Annotated in this window: 12 protein-coding genes; all 12 read left to right on the top strand. The window is 35.4% G+C overall.

Features of this window, described 5'->3' with window-relative positions:
• The first annotated feature begins 1 nt into the window (after position 1).
• Entirely contained in the window at positions 2–1,954 is a 1,953-nt protein-coding gene (gene parE, locus TY11_RS07420; protein WP_042144621.1) for a DNA topoisomerase IV subunit B, read from the top strand.
• Positions 1,955–1,995: 41 nt separating this feature from the next.
• Positions 1,996–4,446, top strand: a complete 2,451-nt coding sequence (gene parC, locus TY11_RS07415; RefSeq protein WP_042144618.1) for a DNA topoisomerase IV subunit A — start codon at positions 1,996–1,998, stop codon at positions 4,444–4,446.
• A gap of 160 nt (positions 4,447–4,606) precedes the next feature.
• Positions 4,607–5,389, top strand: a complete 783-nt coding sequence (locus TY11_RS07410) for a class I SAM-dependent methyltransferase (RefSeq protein ID WP_042144616.1) — start codon at positions 4,607–4,609, stop codon at positions 5,387–5,389.
• A 75-nt stretch (positions 5,390–5,464) separates the two neighbouring features.
• Positions 5,465–6,037, top strand: coding sequence for a TetR/AcrR family transcriptional regulator (locus TY11_RS07405; RefSeq protein WP_197025070.1), 573 nt, complete (start codon positions 5,465–5,467; stop codon positions 6,035–6,037).
• 112 nt (positions 6,038–6,149) lie between these two features.
• Entirely contained in the window at positions 6,150–7,292 is a 1,143-nt protein-coding gene (locus tag TY11_RS07400; RefSeq protein ID WP_042144612.1) for an acyl-CoA dehydrogenase family protein, read from the top strand.
• Between the two features lie 39 nt (positions 7,293–7,331).
• The gene (locus TY11_RS07395; protein WP_042144610.1) at positions 7,332–8,681 is read left to right on the top strand and encodes an acetyl-CoA carboxylase biotin carboxylase subunit; all 1,350 of its coding nucleotides are present in this window, start codon (positions 7,332–7,334) and stop codon (positions 8,679–8,681) included.
• 20 nt (positions 8,682–8,701) lie between these two features.
• Complete coding sequence (locus tag TY11_RS07390) at positions 8,702–8,920, top strand: acetyl-CoA carboxylase biotin carboxyl carrier protein subunit (protein WP_042144608.1); 219 nt, start codon at positions 8,702–8,704, stop codon at positions 8,918–8,920.
• A 111-nt stretch (positions 8,921–9,031) separates the two neighbouring features.
• Positions 9,032–9,811, top strand: a complete 780-nt coding sequence (locus TY11_RS07385; protein ID WP_042144606.1) for an enoyl-CoA hydratase — start codon at positions 9,032–9,034, stop codon at positions 9,809–9,811.
• Between the two features lie 22 nt (positions 9,812–9,833).
• Positions 9,834–11,363: an acyl-CoA carboxylase subunit beta gene (locus tag TY11_RS07380; protein ID WP_042144603.1), complete on the top strand. Its 1,530-nt coding sequence runs from the start codon at positions 9,834–9,836 to the stop codon at positions 11,361–11,363.
• Positions 11,364–11,624: 261 nt separating this feature from the next.
• Entirely contained in the window at positions 11,625–12,083 is a 459-nt protein-coding gene (locus tag TY11_RS07375; RefSeq protein ID WP_042144601.1) for a flavin reductase family protein, read from the top strand.
• Between the two features lie 31 nt (positions 12,084–12,114).
• Complete coding sequence (locus tag TY11_RS07370) at positions 12,115–12,588, top strand: CBS domain-containing protein (RefSeq protein WP_042144597.1); 474 nt, start codon at positions 12,115–12,117, stop codon at positions 12,586–12,588.
• A 196-nt stretch (positions 12,589–12,784) separates the two neighbouring features.
• Positions 12,785–16,402: a dynamin family protein gene (locus TY11_RS07365; RefSeq protein WP_052345775.1), complete on the top strand. Its 3,618-nt coding sequence runs from the start codon at positions 12,785–12,787 to the stop codon at positions 16,400–16,402.
• Positions 16,403–16,410 lie beyond the last annotated feature (8 nt).

Below are 16,410 nucleotides of genomic sequence, written 5' to 3'. Positions count from 1 at the left end.
ATTGGACAAGACACCATTACATTATTCTGATGATTCAATCCAAGTACTAGAAGGTCTTGAAGCGGTGAGAAAAAGACCTGGAATGTATATCGGTAGTACCGATCATCGAGGTTTACATCATCTTGTATTTGAGATTGTTGATAATGCGGTTGATGAGGCTTTAGCTGGCTACGGAAATGTTATTAAGGTAAAGATACATAATGATAATAGTATTTCTGTTGAAGATAGTGGTAGAGGGATTCCTAGTGGGAAACATAGCTCAGGAAAATCAACTATGGAAGTAATTTTTACAATACTCCATGCTGGTGGTAAATTTGGACAAGGCGGCTATAAAACAAGTGGAGGGCTACATGGTGTAGGTGCATCCGTAGTAAATGCACTTTCGGAGTGGTTAGAAGTAACTTCGCATCGAGATGGTGAATCATTTTTCCAACGCTTTGAAAATGGTGGTAAACCAATTGGAACAATCAAAAAGATTGGGACAACTAGGAAAACAGGAAGCCTGATTCACTTTAAACCAGATCCATCTATTTTTTCGACAACTGTTTTTAGCTTTGAAACCATTTCTGAACGATTGCGAGAAGCTGCATTTCTACTAAAAGGCCTTCGAATCGAACTAACAGATGAACGCACTGAAGTAACAGAAGTATATGAATATCCTGATGGGTTAAAATCATTTGTTCATTATCTAAATGAGGATAAAGATACCCTACATGAAGTGGTTCCTTTTGATGGAGAACAACAAGAAATTGAAGTTGAATTTGCATTTCAATTTAATGATGGTTTTTCTGAAAATATGCTATCCTTTGTAAACCATGTTCGAACAAAGGATGGTGGCACACATGAATCCGGAGCAAAAACAGCCATTACGAGAATTTTTAATGATTATGCAAGAAGAACAAACGCCCTCAAAGAAAAAGACAAGAACCTAGAAGGTACTGATATTCGTGAGGGGTTAACGGCAATTGTTTCCGTAAGAATCCCGGAGGAAAAATTGCAATTTGAAGGTCAAACTAAGGGTAAGCTCGGAACATCAGAAGCACGCTCGGCAGTTGACTCCGTAGTCTCCGAAAAGCTTAATTTCTTTTTAGAGGAAAATCCAGATGTATCAGGTCTGCTAGTAAAAAAGGCAATTAAAGCCAAAGAGGCACGTGAAGCAGCCCGAAAAGCACGTGATGATGCAAGAACTGGTAAAAAGAAACGACGTAAGGATACGATTCTTAGTGGTAAATTAACTCCTGCACAATCAAAGAATCCCGATAAAAATGAACTTTATCTAGTGGAGGGAGATTCTGCAGGTGGCTCTGCGAAACAGGGTAGAGACCGTAAATTCCAGGCTGTCTTACCTTTAAGAGGTAAGGTTATTAATACGGAAAAGGCAAAGCTTCAAGACGTGTTTAAGAATGAAGAGATTTCGACAATCATTCATACAATTGGGGCTGGAATCGGTCCAGAATTCACATTAGAGGATGCTAGCTACGATAAAATTATTATCATGACCGATGCTGATACAGATGGTGCACATATCCAAGTTTTATTATTAACATTTTTCTATCGTTACATGAGACCTTTAATTGAAGCAGGGAAGATTTATATTGCATTGCCTCCTTTATATAAAGTTTCTAAAGGAATAGGCAAAAAAGAGCAAATTGCTTATGCATGGGATGATGAAGAAATGCGTGCTGCTGTTAATAAGTTCAAGAACGGGTATATTATTCAGCGCTATAAAGGTCTTGGTGAGATGAATGCGGATCAATTATGGGATACGACGATGAATCCAGAGACTAGAACCTTAATCCGGGTAACAATTGATGATATTGCACGTGCAGAAAGACGTGTTACCACATTAATGGGTGATAAGGTAGAACCTAGAAGAAAATGGATTGAATCCAATGTTGCATTTGGACTTGATGACGAAACAAATATACTAGAAAACGAAAAAATACAATCCTAAAATATAGAGAGTTGTAAAAAGAAAGAGAAGGGGGAAATGACTTGACACAGTCAGAAAAATTTCTCGATCTTCCATTAGAAGAAGTAATAGGTGATCGATTTGGTAGATATAGTAAATATATAATTCAAGACCGTGCTATTCCAGATGCACGAGACGGACTAAAACCAGTTCAACGTAGAATCCTTTATGCAATGTACCGTGAGAAGAATACACATGATAAACACTTCCGTAAGTCTGCTAAAACCGTTGGTAATGTAATTGGTAACTATCACCCACATGGGGATTCGTCTGTTTATGAAGCAATGGTTCGTATGAGTCAGGACTGGAAGATGCGTAATGTACTAATCGAGATGCACGGAAATAACGGAAGTATGGATGGCGACCCACCTGCTGCGATGCGTTATACCGAAGCAAGATTGTCTAAAATATCATCTGAACTACTGCGTGACCTCAATAAAGAGACGGTAGATTTAATGCCAAACTTTGATGATACAGATTTTGAGCCAGTTGTATTACCAGCAAAGTTTCCAAACCTATTAGTAAATGGAACAACCGGTATTTCTGCTGGTTACGCTACTGATATTCCACCACATAATCTTGGTGAAGTAATTGATGGTGTAATAAAGCGTATTGATAATCCAGAAATTACTACAGATGAATTAATGAAAATCATTAAAGGTCCAGATTTCCCAACTGGTGGTATTATTCAAGGTGTAGATGAAATTAAAAAAGCTTATGAGACTGGAAAAGGTAAAATTGTTGTTCGTGGGAAGGCAACAGTTGAGCCGCTTCGTGGAAATCGCGAGCAGATTGTCATTGATGAAATTCCATTTGAGGTCAATAAAGCGTTACTCGTTAAAAAAATGGATGAACTTCGTTTTGATCGTAAAGTAGAAGGTATTGCAGAGATCCGAGATGAAACAGACCGAACTGGTCTACGCATCGTAATCGAACTCAAAAAAGATGTAAACAGTGAAGGTGTCTTAAATTACCTTTATAAAAATACTGACCTACAGGTAACCTATCATTTCAATATGGTTGCTATTTTAGATAGAACGCCAAAGCTATTATCCTTGGCAGCAATGCTTGATGCCTATATAGGACATCAAAAAGAAGTTGTAACGAGATCAACAAAATTTGATTTAAAACAAGCAAAAGATCGTTCTCATATTGTGGAAGGTTTAATTAAAGCAATTTCTATTTTAGATGAATTAGTAGCTACCATCCGTGCATCAAAGGACAAACAAGATGCCAAGAAGCAAATTATCGAAAAATATGGATTTACTGAAAAACAATCTGAAGCAATTGTTATGTTACAGCTTTATCGTCTAACAAACACCGATGTTACACTCCTTGAGGCAGAAGCTGAAGAATTGCGCAATAAAATCATGGAGCTAGAATCTATTTTAGCTAGCGAAGAAAAACTTTTAGAAACCATAAAAAACGACTTAAAACAAATGAAAAAACAATTTGCTGAACGTCGTAGAACAATGATAGAAGAAAAAATCGAAGAACTAAAAATAGATATTGAAGTGACTGTAGCTAGTGAGGATGTATTAATCTCTGTCACGAGAGATGGCTATGTTAAACGGACAAGTCTTCGTTCCTATGCAGCCTCAAATGGTGAGGACTTTGCAATCAAGGAGGAAGACCACCTCGTTGGTTTAATTGAGGCAAATACTACTGATAAGATTTTACTATTTACCAATAAAGGGAAGTATCTATATTTACCAGTTCATGAACTTCCTGACATACGTTGGAAAGATATTGGACAACATGTATCGAATATCGTCCAAATAGATAAGGATGAGTATTTCATTCACTCGTTACCTGTCCGGGAATTTAAAGAAGGCGACTTCCTTATTTTCTTTACGAAAAACGGAATGGTTAAACGTAGTGAAATGAAGATATACGATGCACAACGTCATTCTAAAGCACTTATTGCCTTAAATCTTAAAAAAGATGATGAAGTAATTAGTGTATGCCAAACAAAAGGCTATTCTGACATATTTATCGCATCCAATAAGGGGTTTGGGCTGTGGTACCATGAATCAGAAGTACCGGTAGTTGGGCAGAGAGCGGCCGGTGTAAAAGCAATTCAATTAAAAGAAGGAGAATTTGTAGTTGGTGGTCAGGTATTTGATGACCTTTCAGAACCTTCTTTAGTTGTTGTTACACAGCGCGGAGCCTGCAAACGTATGAAACTGAGAGAGTTTGAAAAATCAAGTAGAGCAAAACGTGGTTTAATCATGCTGAGAGAGCTTAAAAACAAACCACATCGTATTGTTGGATTCTTTGCGACTTATAAAAATGATTCAATCTGCTTCTCAACATCAAAAGGCGAAAGACATCATTTCTTACCACTTGACTTATCCAATAGTGACCGTTATAGCAATGGTTCATTTGTAATTGATGCGGATACACAAGGGGAAGTAATTGATGTATGGAAAGAAGCAAATTATGAAAAACCATTTGATCCATCATTAGATTAAGTATAGGGCAGACTGTTATAAAAAACAGTCTGCTCTTTATAAATGGCTGTTTTATATAAGATTGTTGTCTCTCGTACAAAAACAATTATGAATACTGATACAGGAAGAAATTTAGTAGTAAATTGAGGTATTACAGAAAGTTAGATGGGAAGATATTATTATGATAATTACAACACCTGGTAAGTCGTCTAGTAAAATTGTGGGAAGAGCAAAGAAACTTTCTATTTATTATGGTCTACCTTATAAAGAAAGACTTGGAGTATCAATTCAAACGATGAAGAAAAAGTATCGGGACGATATTGTTATTGTAGAAAATGATCGAATCGTTATATCTCCTCTTCATAGTGAGAAGGAAATGTTTTATCACCCAAATTTAGCGTTGATTAGAGCTAAACGGATTATGAATGGTGGAAAGGGTGGGCAGGAACCACTAATTTCAATAGCTAAACTAAAGGAAGGCATGTCCTTTCTTGATTGTACACTAGGATTAGCGTCTGATAGTATTATTGCCAGCCTAATTGTCGGTCCAACAGGTAAGGTAACCGGAATCGAGGGGAATCAGCTTCTTCATTTCTTAACACATGCAGGTTTAGCTTCATTTTCAAGTGGACATGAAGAGGTTGATGCTGCGATGAGAAGAATTGATGTTATCCATCAAGATCATTTAAATTATTTACGGGAATGTGAAACAGATTCTTTTGATGTCGTTTATTTAGACCCCATGTTTCACGAGTCTATTGACACTTCTAACGGCATAAATTTAATTAGGGAACAAGCATTAAGGACTAATATTTCAGATGAACTGATACATGAAGCGATACGTGTGGCAAGAGCTCGAGTTGTATTAAAAGATCACTGGAAAAGTGATAGATTTGCTCGGTTTGGGTTTACACAGTATAAAAGACAGTCCTCTTCGACTAATTATGGTATGATTGAAGTTTAAACTGAATTAAAATTACCTTTACTATTTTATGAAAATTGTGATAAGCTAATATAGGTAATGAAGAAAGGAGGACTTGTGACGAATTTAAGAGATAAAATCATCCATTCATCCTTACACTTATTTGAAAAACATGGTTTCCACGGTGTAACCGTCAACCAAATTGTTGAAAGTACGGGAACCTCAAAAGGTGGATTCTACCATCATTTCACATCTAAAGACGAACTATTATTTGTAATTCACGATACTTTTATTACGTATGTGCTTGAAAAAGCATACATAGCAAAAAACACCTATGACTCTCCAACAAAAAAACTACAAGAAATCATTAAAAGCTTTGTGCAAGTTTTTGATTTGTATAAACCTCATATCTCAGTATTTTACCAGGAAAATGTTTATTTAAAGGCAGATTACGAAGAATTGATTAAGAAAAAGCGAGACCAGTTCAAGAATATTATTATTGATACCATCCACGAAGGAAAAGCAAGTGGGGATTTTAGAGAGGATTTGTCAGAGGAAATTACTGGTATGGCAATACTCGGAATGGTGAACTGGACGTATAAATGGTATAAAAAGTCGGGAGAAAAATCTATTGATGAAATTGGTAATATTTACGTAGATTTAATTATGCGTTCTATTTTAAACAACTAAAATGAAAGCGCTATATTTATGAAACCATAGAGTAATAGCTTTATAAAAAGCTATATTTTTTAAGATAAGAACAGACCAACCAGTCGGTCTTAAATTATAGGAGGGGAAACTTATGGATTTTAATTTAACCAAAGAACAAACAATGATACGAAAAATGGTACGGGATTTTGCAGAGGAAGTAATTAGACCAAGGACTATCGAGATTGATACAGAGGCAAAATTCCCATTAGATATATTTGAACAGATGGGTGAGCTTGGCCTATTAGGAATTCCATTTCCAGAAGAATATGGTGGATCTGGTGGGGATACACTGTCCTACGCCATTGCAGTAGAGGAAATAGGTCGTGTATGTGGAAGTACAGGCTTAAGTTATGCAGCAGCTGTTTCTTTAGGGGCAAGTCCAATCTATTATTTCGGTACGGAAGAACAAAAGAAAGAATTTTTAACACCATTAGCATCAGGAGAAGCTTTAGGTGCTTTTGGTTTAACGGAGCCAAATGCAGGATCTGATGCTGGGGGTACGAAAACAACAGCTGTTCTGGATGGTGAAGACTTTGTTATCAATGGTGAAAAATGTTTTATTACCAATGCTAGCTTTGCAAAAACATTAATTGTTACAGCAGTTACAGGTAAAAATGAAAAAGGAAAGAATATCATCTCAGCTATTATTGTTCCAACTGATGCTGAAGGTGTTACTATAACAAGCAATTATGACAAAATGGGTGTACGTGGGTCAGATACTGCAGAAATTGTACTCGATAATGTTCGTGTTCCAAAAGCAAATCTATTAGGAGACGAGAAAAAAGGATTTAGCCAATTCTTATATACATTAGATGGAGGGAGAATTTCAATTGCAGCTTTAGGTTTAGGTATTGCACAAGCTTCATTAGAAAAAGCTCTGCAATATGCAAAAGAAAGAAAACAATTTGGTAAATCTATTTCTAATTTCCAAGCCATCCAGTTCAAGCTTGCTGATATTGCGATGGAAGTAGAATTAGCTAGAAATATGGTTTATAAGTCTGCTTGGTTAAAAGATAATGATAAACCATTTACGAAAGAATCCGCTTATGCCAAATTGTTTGCTACTGAAACAGCTTTCAGAGCTGCAAACCAGGCGATCCAAATTCATGGGGGATATGGGTATATGCGTGAATACGAGGTAGAACGATATTTACGTGATGCAAAGTTATTAGAAATCGGTGAAGGTACATCTGAGATTCAAAGACTTGTAATTGCTAGACAATTAGGTTGCTAATATCTGTACCAGATTTCCTATAAGTAAAGGAGAGAAGAAATGATTTCAAAGGTATTAATTGCAAATCGTGGGGAAATAGCTGCAAGAGTTATTAGGACTTGCAAAAAGTTAGGGATTCAAACTGTAGCTGTTTATTCAGAAGCAGATGCCAGTGCTCCGTTTGTTCTTATGGCTAATGAAAGCTATTTATTAGGCCCAGCACGGGTTAATGAAAGCTACCTAAATGTTGATAAGATCCTTTCTATTGCAAAAGAAGCGGGAGTTGATGCTATTCATCCTGGCTATGGATTTTTAAGTGAGAGTGGTCGATTTGCGGAAAAATGTGAAGCGGAAGGGATTACTTTCATTGGGCCAACAAGTAAAGTTATGGATATGATGGGGAGTAAAATTGAGGCAAGAAAAGCTATGAAACTTGCTAATGTACCGATTGTTCCCGGAACAGAAGATGCGATACCAACAGCTGAGGAAGCGGTAGAATTAGCAAAACAGATTGGTTACCCTATTATGCTTAAAGCTTCTGCTGGTGGTGGTGGTATAGGAATGCAGGTTGTGAACAGTGATGATGAATTACTGAAAGCATTTCAAAATAATGCTAAGCGAGCAGAGACATTCTTTGGTGATGGAGCAATGTTTTTGGAGAAAAAAATTGATGATGCAAGACATATTGAAATTCAATTATTAGCAGATAGTCATGGTAATGTAGTTCATTTATTTGAACGAGAATGCTCCATTCAAAGAAGAAATCAAAAGGTCATAGAAGAAGCTCCGTCACCGTTTATTTCAGGAACAACTAGAACCAAAATGGGTAACGCAGCAGTTGATGCAGCACTTGCACTAGGATATACAAATGCTGGTACCATTGAATTTCTAGTCGATAAAGATGAGAACTTTTATTTCCTTGAGATGAATACTAGAATCCAAGTAGAACATCCGATTACTGAAGAGATTACGGGTATTGACATTGTCGAAGAGCAAATTAATATTGCTAATGGAAAGGAATTATCTTTTAAACAAGAAGACCTAACCATTAATGGTCATGCCATTGAAGCTCGAATTTACGCGGAGGATCCAAAAACATTTTTCCCTTCACCTGGACATATCACATCTTTTGAAGTACCTAGCGGGAAAAATATCCGCTTGGAGTCTACTGTTACAGGTAATTATCAGGTAACACCATTTTATGATCCGATGATTAGTAAACTAATTGTTAAAGGTAGTTCAAGAGAAGCTGCAATCGAATTATTAAAAGAAACATTAACAAATACAAGGGTAGAAGGAATTAAAACGAATGTTCCTCTACTGCTAGAAATCGTAAATCATCCAGAATTTAATTCCGGAAATACAACAACTAAATTTATAGAAGAACATTTTAACCCAATTAAAAAATAGATGCCTACGAGGAGGAGAAAATAATGGAAGAAGTAAAAGCAATGATGGCAGGTAACGTTTGGAAGATTGTCGTAGCGGTAGGTGACACTGTTGAGGAGGATCAAGATATCGTTATCCTAGAATCAATGAAAATGGAAATTCCAATTGTAGCGGAGGAAGCTGGAACAGTAAAAGAAATTAAAGTTACTGAAGGGGATTTTGTGAACGAAGGCGATGTAATAGCTATTATTGAGTCTTAGTATAAGGCTGTTTCCAAAAGATTGTTACTAAGTAAAAGAAATAATAAGTAGCTATAATTAAGTTTTACAAGCGTAGTATAATTAAAAAATCTATTATTCGGGGAGGAAACTATGACCTTAGTAGATTTAAAAGTAATCGATGGTAATGTGGCCCTAATTACGTTAAATAGACCTGAGGCCGCTAATGCCATGTCAAAGGGATTATTAGATGATTTAAATTCTACTGTAAAAGAAATAAATAGTAATAAACAAATTAATTGTGTAATTATTACTGGATCCGGCGATAAAGCTTTTTGTGCAGGTGCAGATTTAAAAGAACGTAGCGGAATGAATGATGATCAAGTAGTGGATGCTGTCAGGTATATTGGACAATCGGTACGTGCAGTTGAATCTATTAAAGTACCTGTTATTGCCGCTTTAAATGGTGTGGCGTTTGGTGGTGGATTAGAGCTAGCTCTAGGCTGCGACATTCGTATTGCAGCAGATACTGCCAAAATGGGATTAACAGAAACATCTTTAGCAATTATTCCTGGTGCTGGGGGCACACAGCGTTTGCCACGATTAATTGGGATTGGCCGTGCTAAACAATTAATTTTTTCTGCAAAAGCAATATCAGCGAATGATGCACTTTCTATAGGATTAGTTGAAGAGATTATTCCTAAGGAAGAGCTACTTAGCTATGCAATTGACGTAGCAAAATCTATTGCTAAGAATGGCCCTATAGCTTTACGTCAAGCTAAAACTGCAATTAATCAGGGGATGCAAACTGAATTATCGACAGGTCTAGAAATTGAGCATTTATGCTATAAAGGAACAATTAAAACAAACGATCGTTTGGAAGGTCTAAAAGCATTCAAAGAAAAACGTACTCCAAATTACCAAGGAAATTAACCCTTCAAGGAGGTAATGCAAATTGTCTTATATAGAAGAGCTACAAAAAAGAGTACAACATATAGAAAAAGGCGGACAGGAGAAATATCACCAAAAGAACGAAGAAAAAGGGAAACTATTTGTCCGGAAGCGTTTAGAATTATTATTTGATGAAGGCATAGACATAGAAGATGCATTTTTCGCCAACTGTATGGATGATTCTTTACCATCAGATGGTGTCGTAACTGGTATTGGTAAAATCAATGGCCAAGATGTCTGCGTCATGGCAAATGATTCTACTGTGAAAGCAGGTTCTTGGGGTAAAAGAACCGTTGAAAAGATTCTTCGCATCCAAGAATCTGCGCTTACTTTAGAATTACCTATCCTATATCTGGTTGATTCTGCTGGTGCCAGAATCACAGATCAAATTGAGATGTTCCCTGGAAGAAGAGGGGCAGGACGAATTTTTCATAATCAAATCAAACTCTCTGGACGTGTACCACAAATCTGCTTGCTGTTCGGGCCATCTGCTGCAGGAGGAGCATATATTCCAGCATTCTGTGATATCGTTGTTATGGTTGACGGAAATGCATCCATGTATCTTGGATCTCCAAGAATGGCAGAAAAGGTTATCGGAGAAAAGGTTACGCTTGAAGAGATGGGTGGAGCTAAGATGCATTGCTCGGTTTCTGGAGTTGGCGATGTTTTAGTGAAAACAGAGCCTGATGCAATTAGTTATGCGCGTAATTATTTATCTTATTTCCCTAAGAACTTTAGGGAAAAGCCAAGAACATATGAAGCTAAAGCAGTAAAAGAATTTGAAAAGTCAATTGAGGACATCATACCAGAAAATCAAAACGCACCATTCAATATGTATGATTTTATTAATAGAATCATTGATGAAGATAGTTTTTGTGAAATCAAAAAGAAATTTGCTCCAGAATTGATAACAGGCCTTTCAAGAATAAATGGTAAATCAGTCGGTATTATTGCAAATCAGCCAAGAATGAAGGGTGGAGTGCTTTTTCCGGATTCGGCTGATAAAGCAGCGAAGTTTATCCAATTATGTGATGCATTTAATATCTCATTACTATTCCTTATGGACGTTCCTGGATTTATGATTGGAACGAAGGTTGAGCGAGCTGGAATTATTCGCCACGGAGCAAAGATGCTTGCTGCAATGAGTGAAGCAACGGTTCCAAAAATCTCTGTGATCGTTCGAAAGGCATATGGTGCTGGACTTTACGCAATGGCTGGTCCAGCATTTGAACCTGACGCAGTAATTGCTTTACCGACTGCTCAAATTGCGGTTATGGGACCAGAAGCAGCTGTTAATGCTGTTTATGCTAATAAAATTGCTGAATTACCAGAAGAAGAGCGCGCGGCATTTATTAAACAAAAACAAGATGAATATCGTGATGATATCGATATTTATCGTCTAGCAAGTGAAATGGTAATTGATGCAATCGTGGAACCAAACAACTTAAGGAAAGAATTAGTAAAACGCTATCAAATTTATGATGCGAAAAATGTTGTCTTTACCGAACGAAAACATGGTGTATATCCAGTGTAATAGAGAAGTCTCAGATGGGATCTGTTCCTATCTGGGACTTCTTTTTTGTATTAGGTAAGTATAAAAGTAACTACAAGAATGTGTTTTAAAAGGAGGGTGATTGAATCGGAATTCTAACAGATTAGCATAAAGTACATACACTATTGTAAAACGATTATTTAGTTTACCATAATAAAATTATGTTAACTAAATTAAGTTTCATAACTTTTGATATTCGAGTTATGATATAAGTAGGAAACAATGGTGAAAGTGGGGAAATAAATGGAAGAACGACAATTTCGAAACGCAATGGGGAAATTTGCAACCGGAATTACTGTTGTTTCAATAGAATATAACAATGAAATTATGGCCATGACTGTTAATGCGTTTATGTCTGTTTCTCTGTCCCCCAGACTAATTGCGATTTCTATCGATGAAAAGGCAAGGATGTACGCTAAATTAGATGAAGTGAAAGAATTTGGATTAAGTATTTTATCGAAGAATCAAGAAGATTACTCTAGAATATTTGCAAAACAAGAGGAGACCCAGGATAAGATTCAATTTATTAGCTTAGACACTGTTCCTGTATTACAAGGAGCATTAGCAACATTATCTTGTCGCATTATCAGTTCTTTAAAAGCTGGGGATCATATAGTTTATATAGGGGAAGTGACAGATTACACGACAATGGAAGAAGAACCAGTCATTTTTTTTAGTGGCAAGTACCGTTATTTAGATTAACAACAGAAACATACGATAAGTTGGTGAATTCATGCAAGTAAAAGACTTTATGATTCGAGATGTAATTAGTGTAACGGAAGGAACAACAATTAGGGAATTACTTGAAATTCTAGTAAACCACAAAATCGGCGGTGTACCAGTAATATCTAATGAAAATAAGTTAGTTGGAATGATAAGTGATGGTGATGTTATCCGTTATCTAAAACCTAATAGTAGAACTGTATTTGATATGTTTGCCATAATTATGGTAAATGAACAAGAAAAATTAACGGATAAATTAGGTTATTCATTGGAGAAGAATGTTTCAAACTTAATGAAAACAAGGGATATAAAAACAGTTAAACCCGAAAGTGATTTAGATATAGCATTAGCTATCTTTTCTAAACACCACTTTAAGAAAATTCCCGTTGTAGACAGAGAAGATAAAGTAGTAGGAGTAATAAGCAGAGGAGATTTACTCCGACATATTACCATGGAAATCATAAACAAAGAAAAAACTTCTTAAGATCTAGGAAGTTTTTTTTTGCTGTGTTAGTATTATGCTGTTATAAAGGGCTTTAACACAAACTTATTACCCACCATTTCTAAAAAATGCAATCATTCTGTTAGATAACACCTTTCCATTTTAAACAGGGTAGTAATAAGCCTTAAGTATGCGCTATAATAAAGATATTATGTTGAAACAAAGGGGTTTATTTCACGTGAAGGCAATCAAACAGTATACTTCAGTGTTAGATGATGATAATCTAACTGGAATCTATCATGTTATGAAAGAACATGGAGATGACATAAACGCAGAAAAAGTAATTGATTTATATAAGAAAAAACGATCAGATGAATTTACTATAAGTTTCACAGGGCATTTTTCAGCAGGTAAATCATCAATCATTAACGCTTTAATAGGTAGTGATATCTTACCAAAGAGTCCTATTCCAACCAGTGCTAATATTGTCAAGTTATCTTCTGGTGAGGGAGTTGCACGTTTATTTTTCCGCAATGATGATCCAATTGAATACGATGAACCTTATGATTTAGATATGATTAAAGAATATGCAAAAGATAAAGATACGATCACCAAAATAGAGATTAGCTCGAGTAAGCAAATTATTCCAGAAAAATGCGCCATCATTGATACTCCTGGTATTGATGCAGCAGATGACACAGATCGAATTATTACAGAATCATCACTTCACCTAGTTGATGTATTATTTTATGTTATGGACTATAACCATGTCCAATCTGAATTAAATATGAAGTTCCTAAAGAACATTCAAACTATGAAAATACCGTTCTATATCATCATTAACCAGATTGATAAACATAATGAAAATGAATTAACTTTCCAATCATTTGATAATAGTGTCAAACAAACGTTTGACCAATGGGGATTATCTCCTGAAGCAATATACTATTCATCATTATTAATTCCAGATGCTATGCATAATCAATTCCATATTATTAAAAGTAAAATTAAAAGCTTATTTACCGACGACAGAATTCAGCGATTAGATTTATCCGTGAAAAATATACTTACAGCTCATAAACGTTATTTAGATGAAAAGCGTGATGAAGATATCGGTAATCTGCCACTTGATGATCAAGCAGATGAAAGTTTACTGGAGATAGTAGATTCCATACAACGTTCGATTGAAACTTTGAAAAACATGTCAAATGATTTTCAAAACGATTATATAGAGGACTTAGATCACACATTAAAAAATGCATATCTCATGCCGGCCAACATCCGTGACAAGGCATTAAATTTTCTAGAATCGCAACAAAAAGATTTTAAAATCGGTTTTATTGGTGCTAAGAAAAAGACTGAAGAAGAAAGAACAAAAAGATTAGACGACTTTTTAAATAGTGTCAAAGAAAGTATGCAGGCAAGTATTGAATGGAAGCTACGTGAAAAATTTGCTGAACGATTAAAATCATATTCGATTACGGAACAAACGCTTTATTCTACTGTACAGCAATTAAGTGTTGCTATTAACGAGGAAGATTTACTTGATAACATAAAAAAAGGTGCGCAAGTAAACGGTGATTCGGTGTTGAATTATACAAATGACCTTGCAAGTAGCATTAAAAATAAATACCGAAAAGCTGCTCGTAAGACTCTTTCAGCTATCATCGATGTAATTGAACGTGAATCAGAAGAAAAGCAAACTAAATACAAAGAGCAACTTCAAACCTATAAAGAACTCGTAAAGGTGAATGAGGAATACCAAGCCATAGAGGAGAAGTATCAAAAGCAAATACACCGAATTGAGAACCAACTTCACACACCGGAGTTCTCTAAAGAAACGGAAAAAACAATCCAGAAAAGATTAGAAAAAGTTGTATTTGTAAAAGGGCAAACAATTTCCCATGTAAAAGTTATAAAAGAAACATCTACTGAAGTAAATACTGATGAAAGAGCAGAAGAAAAAGAAGGCTTACCAACTGTACAACGAGTTGTTCATGCCATTGATAAAACGGTAAAAGTCCTAGAAGATATGCCTACTTTTAAGTCTTTAGTTACTGAATTAACTGCTCGAAAAGGCAAACTATCAAATCGACAGTTAACGATTGCATTATTTGGTGCATTCAGTGCTGGTAAATCTTCCTTTGCGAATGCATTAATTGGAGAAGGGGTTTTACCTTCCTCTCCGAATCCAACGACTGCTGTAATTAATCGAATTACTCCGGTTACGGAAGATTATGAACATGGTACAGTAGTTATTCATCTAAAAGACCAAAAAACTATGCTACAGGATTTAGTAAACATTCTTAAACACTTTTCACCACCAACATCAGAAGATATTGGTGAATTGGTAAATTGGATTAAAGAACACGATATTCAGAACAATGATGAATTAAGTCATATGTTTCAAAGCTACTTACAAGCCATACTGAAAGGGTATTATGACCATAAAGAATTAATTGGTAAAAGTAAAACAATCCATTTAGAAGATTTTGAAGCATATGTAACGGATGAATCAAAGGCTTGCTTTGTAGAATCTATTGATTTGTATTATGACTGTTCCATAACTAAAAAAGGTATAACATTAGTAGATACCCCAGGAGCAGATTCTGTTAATGCAAGACACACTAATGTAGCATTTGACTACATTAAGAATGCAGATGCGATTCTTTATGTAACGTATTTTAATCATGCCATTACAAAGGCAGACAAAGATTTTGTTATGCAATTAGGTCGAGTAAAAGAATCGTTCCAGCTTGATAAAATGTTTTTTATTATTAATGCTTCAGATCTTGCCCAGGATAATACAGAATTAAATCTAGTAGTTAATTATGTAAAAGAACAACTAAACAAGTTAGGAATTCGTAATCCAAGATTATATCCTATTTCAAGTAAAAAATCCTTAAAGGAAAAACAAGAAAAGAAACAAATTAACGATCAAATACACAAATTTGAAGAAGATTTCTATGCATTTTTAGAGAATGAACTGTCTCATTTAGCAGTTAAATCAGCAGTCCATGAGCTAAAGCGCTCAATGCAATTAGTCAAGCAATTTAAGCATAAAGCTAGCCTAAATGAACAGGAAAAATCCAAGTATAAACAGATATTACTGGAAAGAAAAGACAGATTACTTAATACGGTTGATTCTGGTGATGATAGCACTTATAATGAACGAGTCTACCAGAAGATTTCGAAGCAGTTACACTATGTGGTTGAAAGAATTAGCATCCGCTTCCACGACATGTTTAAAGACAAATTCAACCCTACAACTGTTACCGAATCTGGGCGTAAAGCTATAATGCAACTTGAGAGAAACACCATGGACTTATTAGACTATTGTGGTTATGAATTATTACAAGAGGCGCGAGCAGTTTCACTTCGAATCGAAGCATTTATTAATGAACAGAATGTAGAACTGATGGAAGTATACAAACAGAAAATTAATGAGGTTGATAAAGATTTTACTCTACCAGCATTACAAAGTGTAAATTTAACAACGCCTGATTATCTACAGCCACTTCAGGATTTAGATGTAAGGATGTTCAAACAAGCTTTTTCACTTTTCAGAGGTACAAAATCATTCTTTGAAAAAAATGAGAAAGAAAAAATGAAGGGCGTAATGTACCAGATTCTAGTACCTGAAATACAACAATTTACTGAACAAACAAAAATAACGATGACTGATTCTTATGGTCAGCAATGGGACTCATTAGTTAGTCAAAACGTACAGGATATTCAAAATGAAATACACCAATATGTAATGAACAGCCTGGCTGCGTTAGAAGATCCTATTGACATCAATATTTTGATCAACAAGGAAAAAGAATTAGAGCAAATATTGAAGAGAATACATTAAAGGACGTG

Source organism: Paucisalibacillus algeriensis (assembly GCF_000577245.1).
GTDB lineage: Bacteria > Bacillota > Bacilli > Bacillales > Amphibacillaceae > Ornithinibacillus.
Note: the sequence above shows the minus strand (reverse complement) of the source record. Positions and strands in the feature narration are given on the sequence as shown.

Excerpts from the sequence above, each read along its gene's own strand:
- TY11_RS07375 (WP_042144601.1), top strand. The coding sequence starts at position 11,625 with ATGGAAGAACGACAATTTCGAAACGCAATGGGGAAATTTGCAACCGGA.
- TY11_RS07370 (WP_042144597.1), top strand. The coding sequence starts at position 12,115 with ATGCAAGTAAAAGACTTTATGATTCGAGATGTAATTAGTGTAACGGAA.
- TY11_RS07410 (WP_042144616.1), top strand. The coding sequence starts at position 4,607 with ATGATAATTACAACACCTGGTAAGTCGTCTAGTAAAATTGTGGGAAGA.
- TY11_RS07400 (WP_042144612.1), top strand. The coding sequence starts at position 6,150 with ATGGATTTTAATTTAACCAAAGAACAAACAATGATACGAAAAATGGTA.
- TY11_RS07395 (WP_042144610.1), top strand. The coding sequence starts at position 7,332 with ATGATTTCAAAGGTATTAATTGCAAATCGTGGGGAAATAGCTGCAAGA.
- TY11_RS07385 (WP_042144606.1), top strand. The coding sequence starts at position 9,032 with ATGACCTTAGTAGATTTAAAAGTAATCGATGGTAATGTGGCCCTAATT.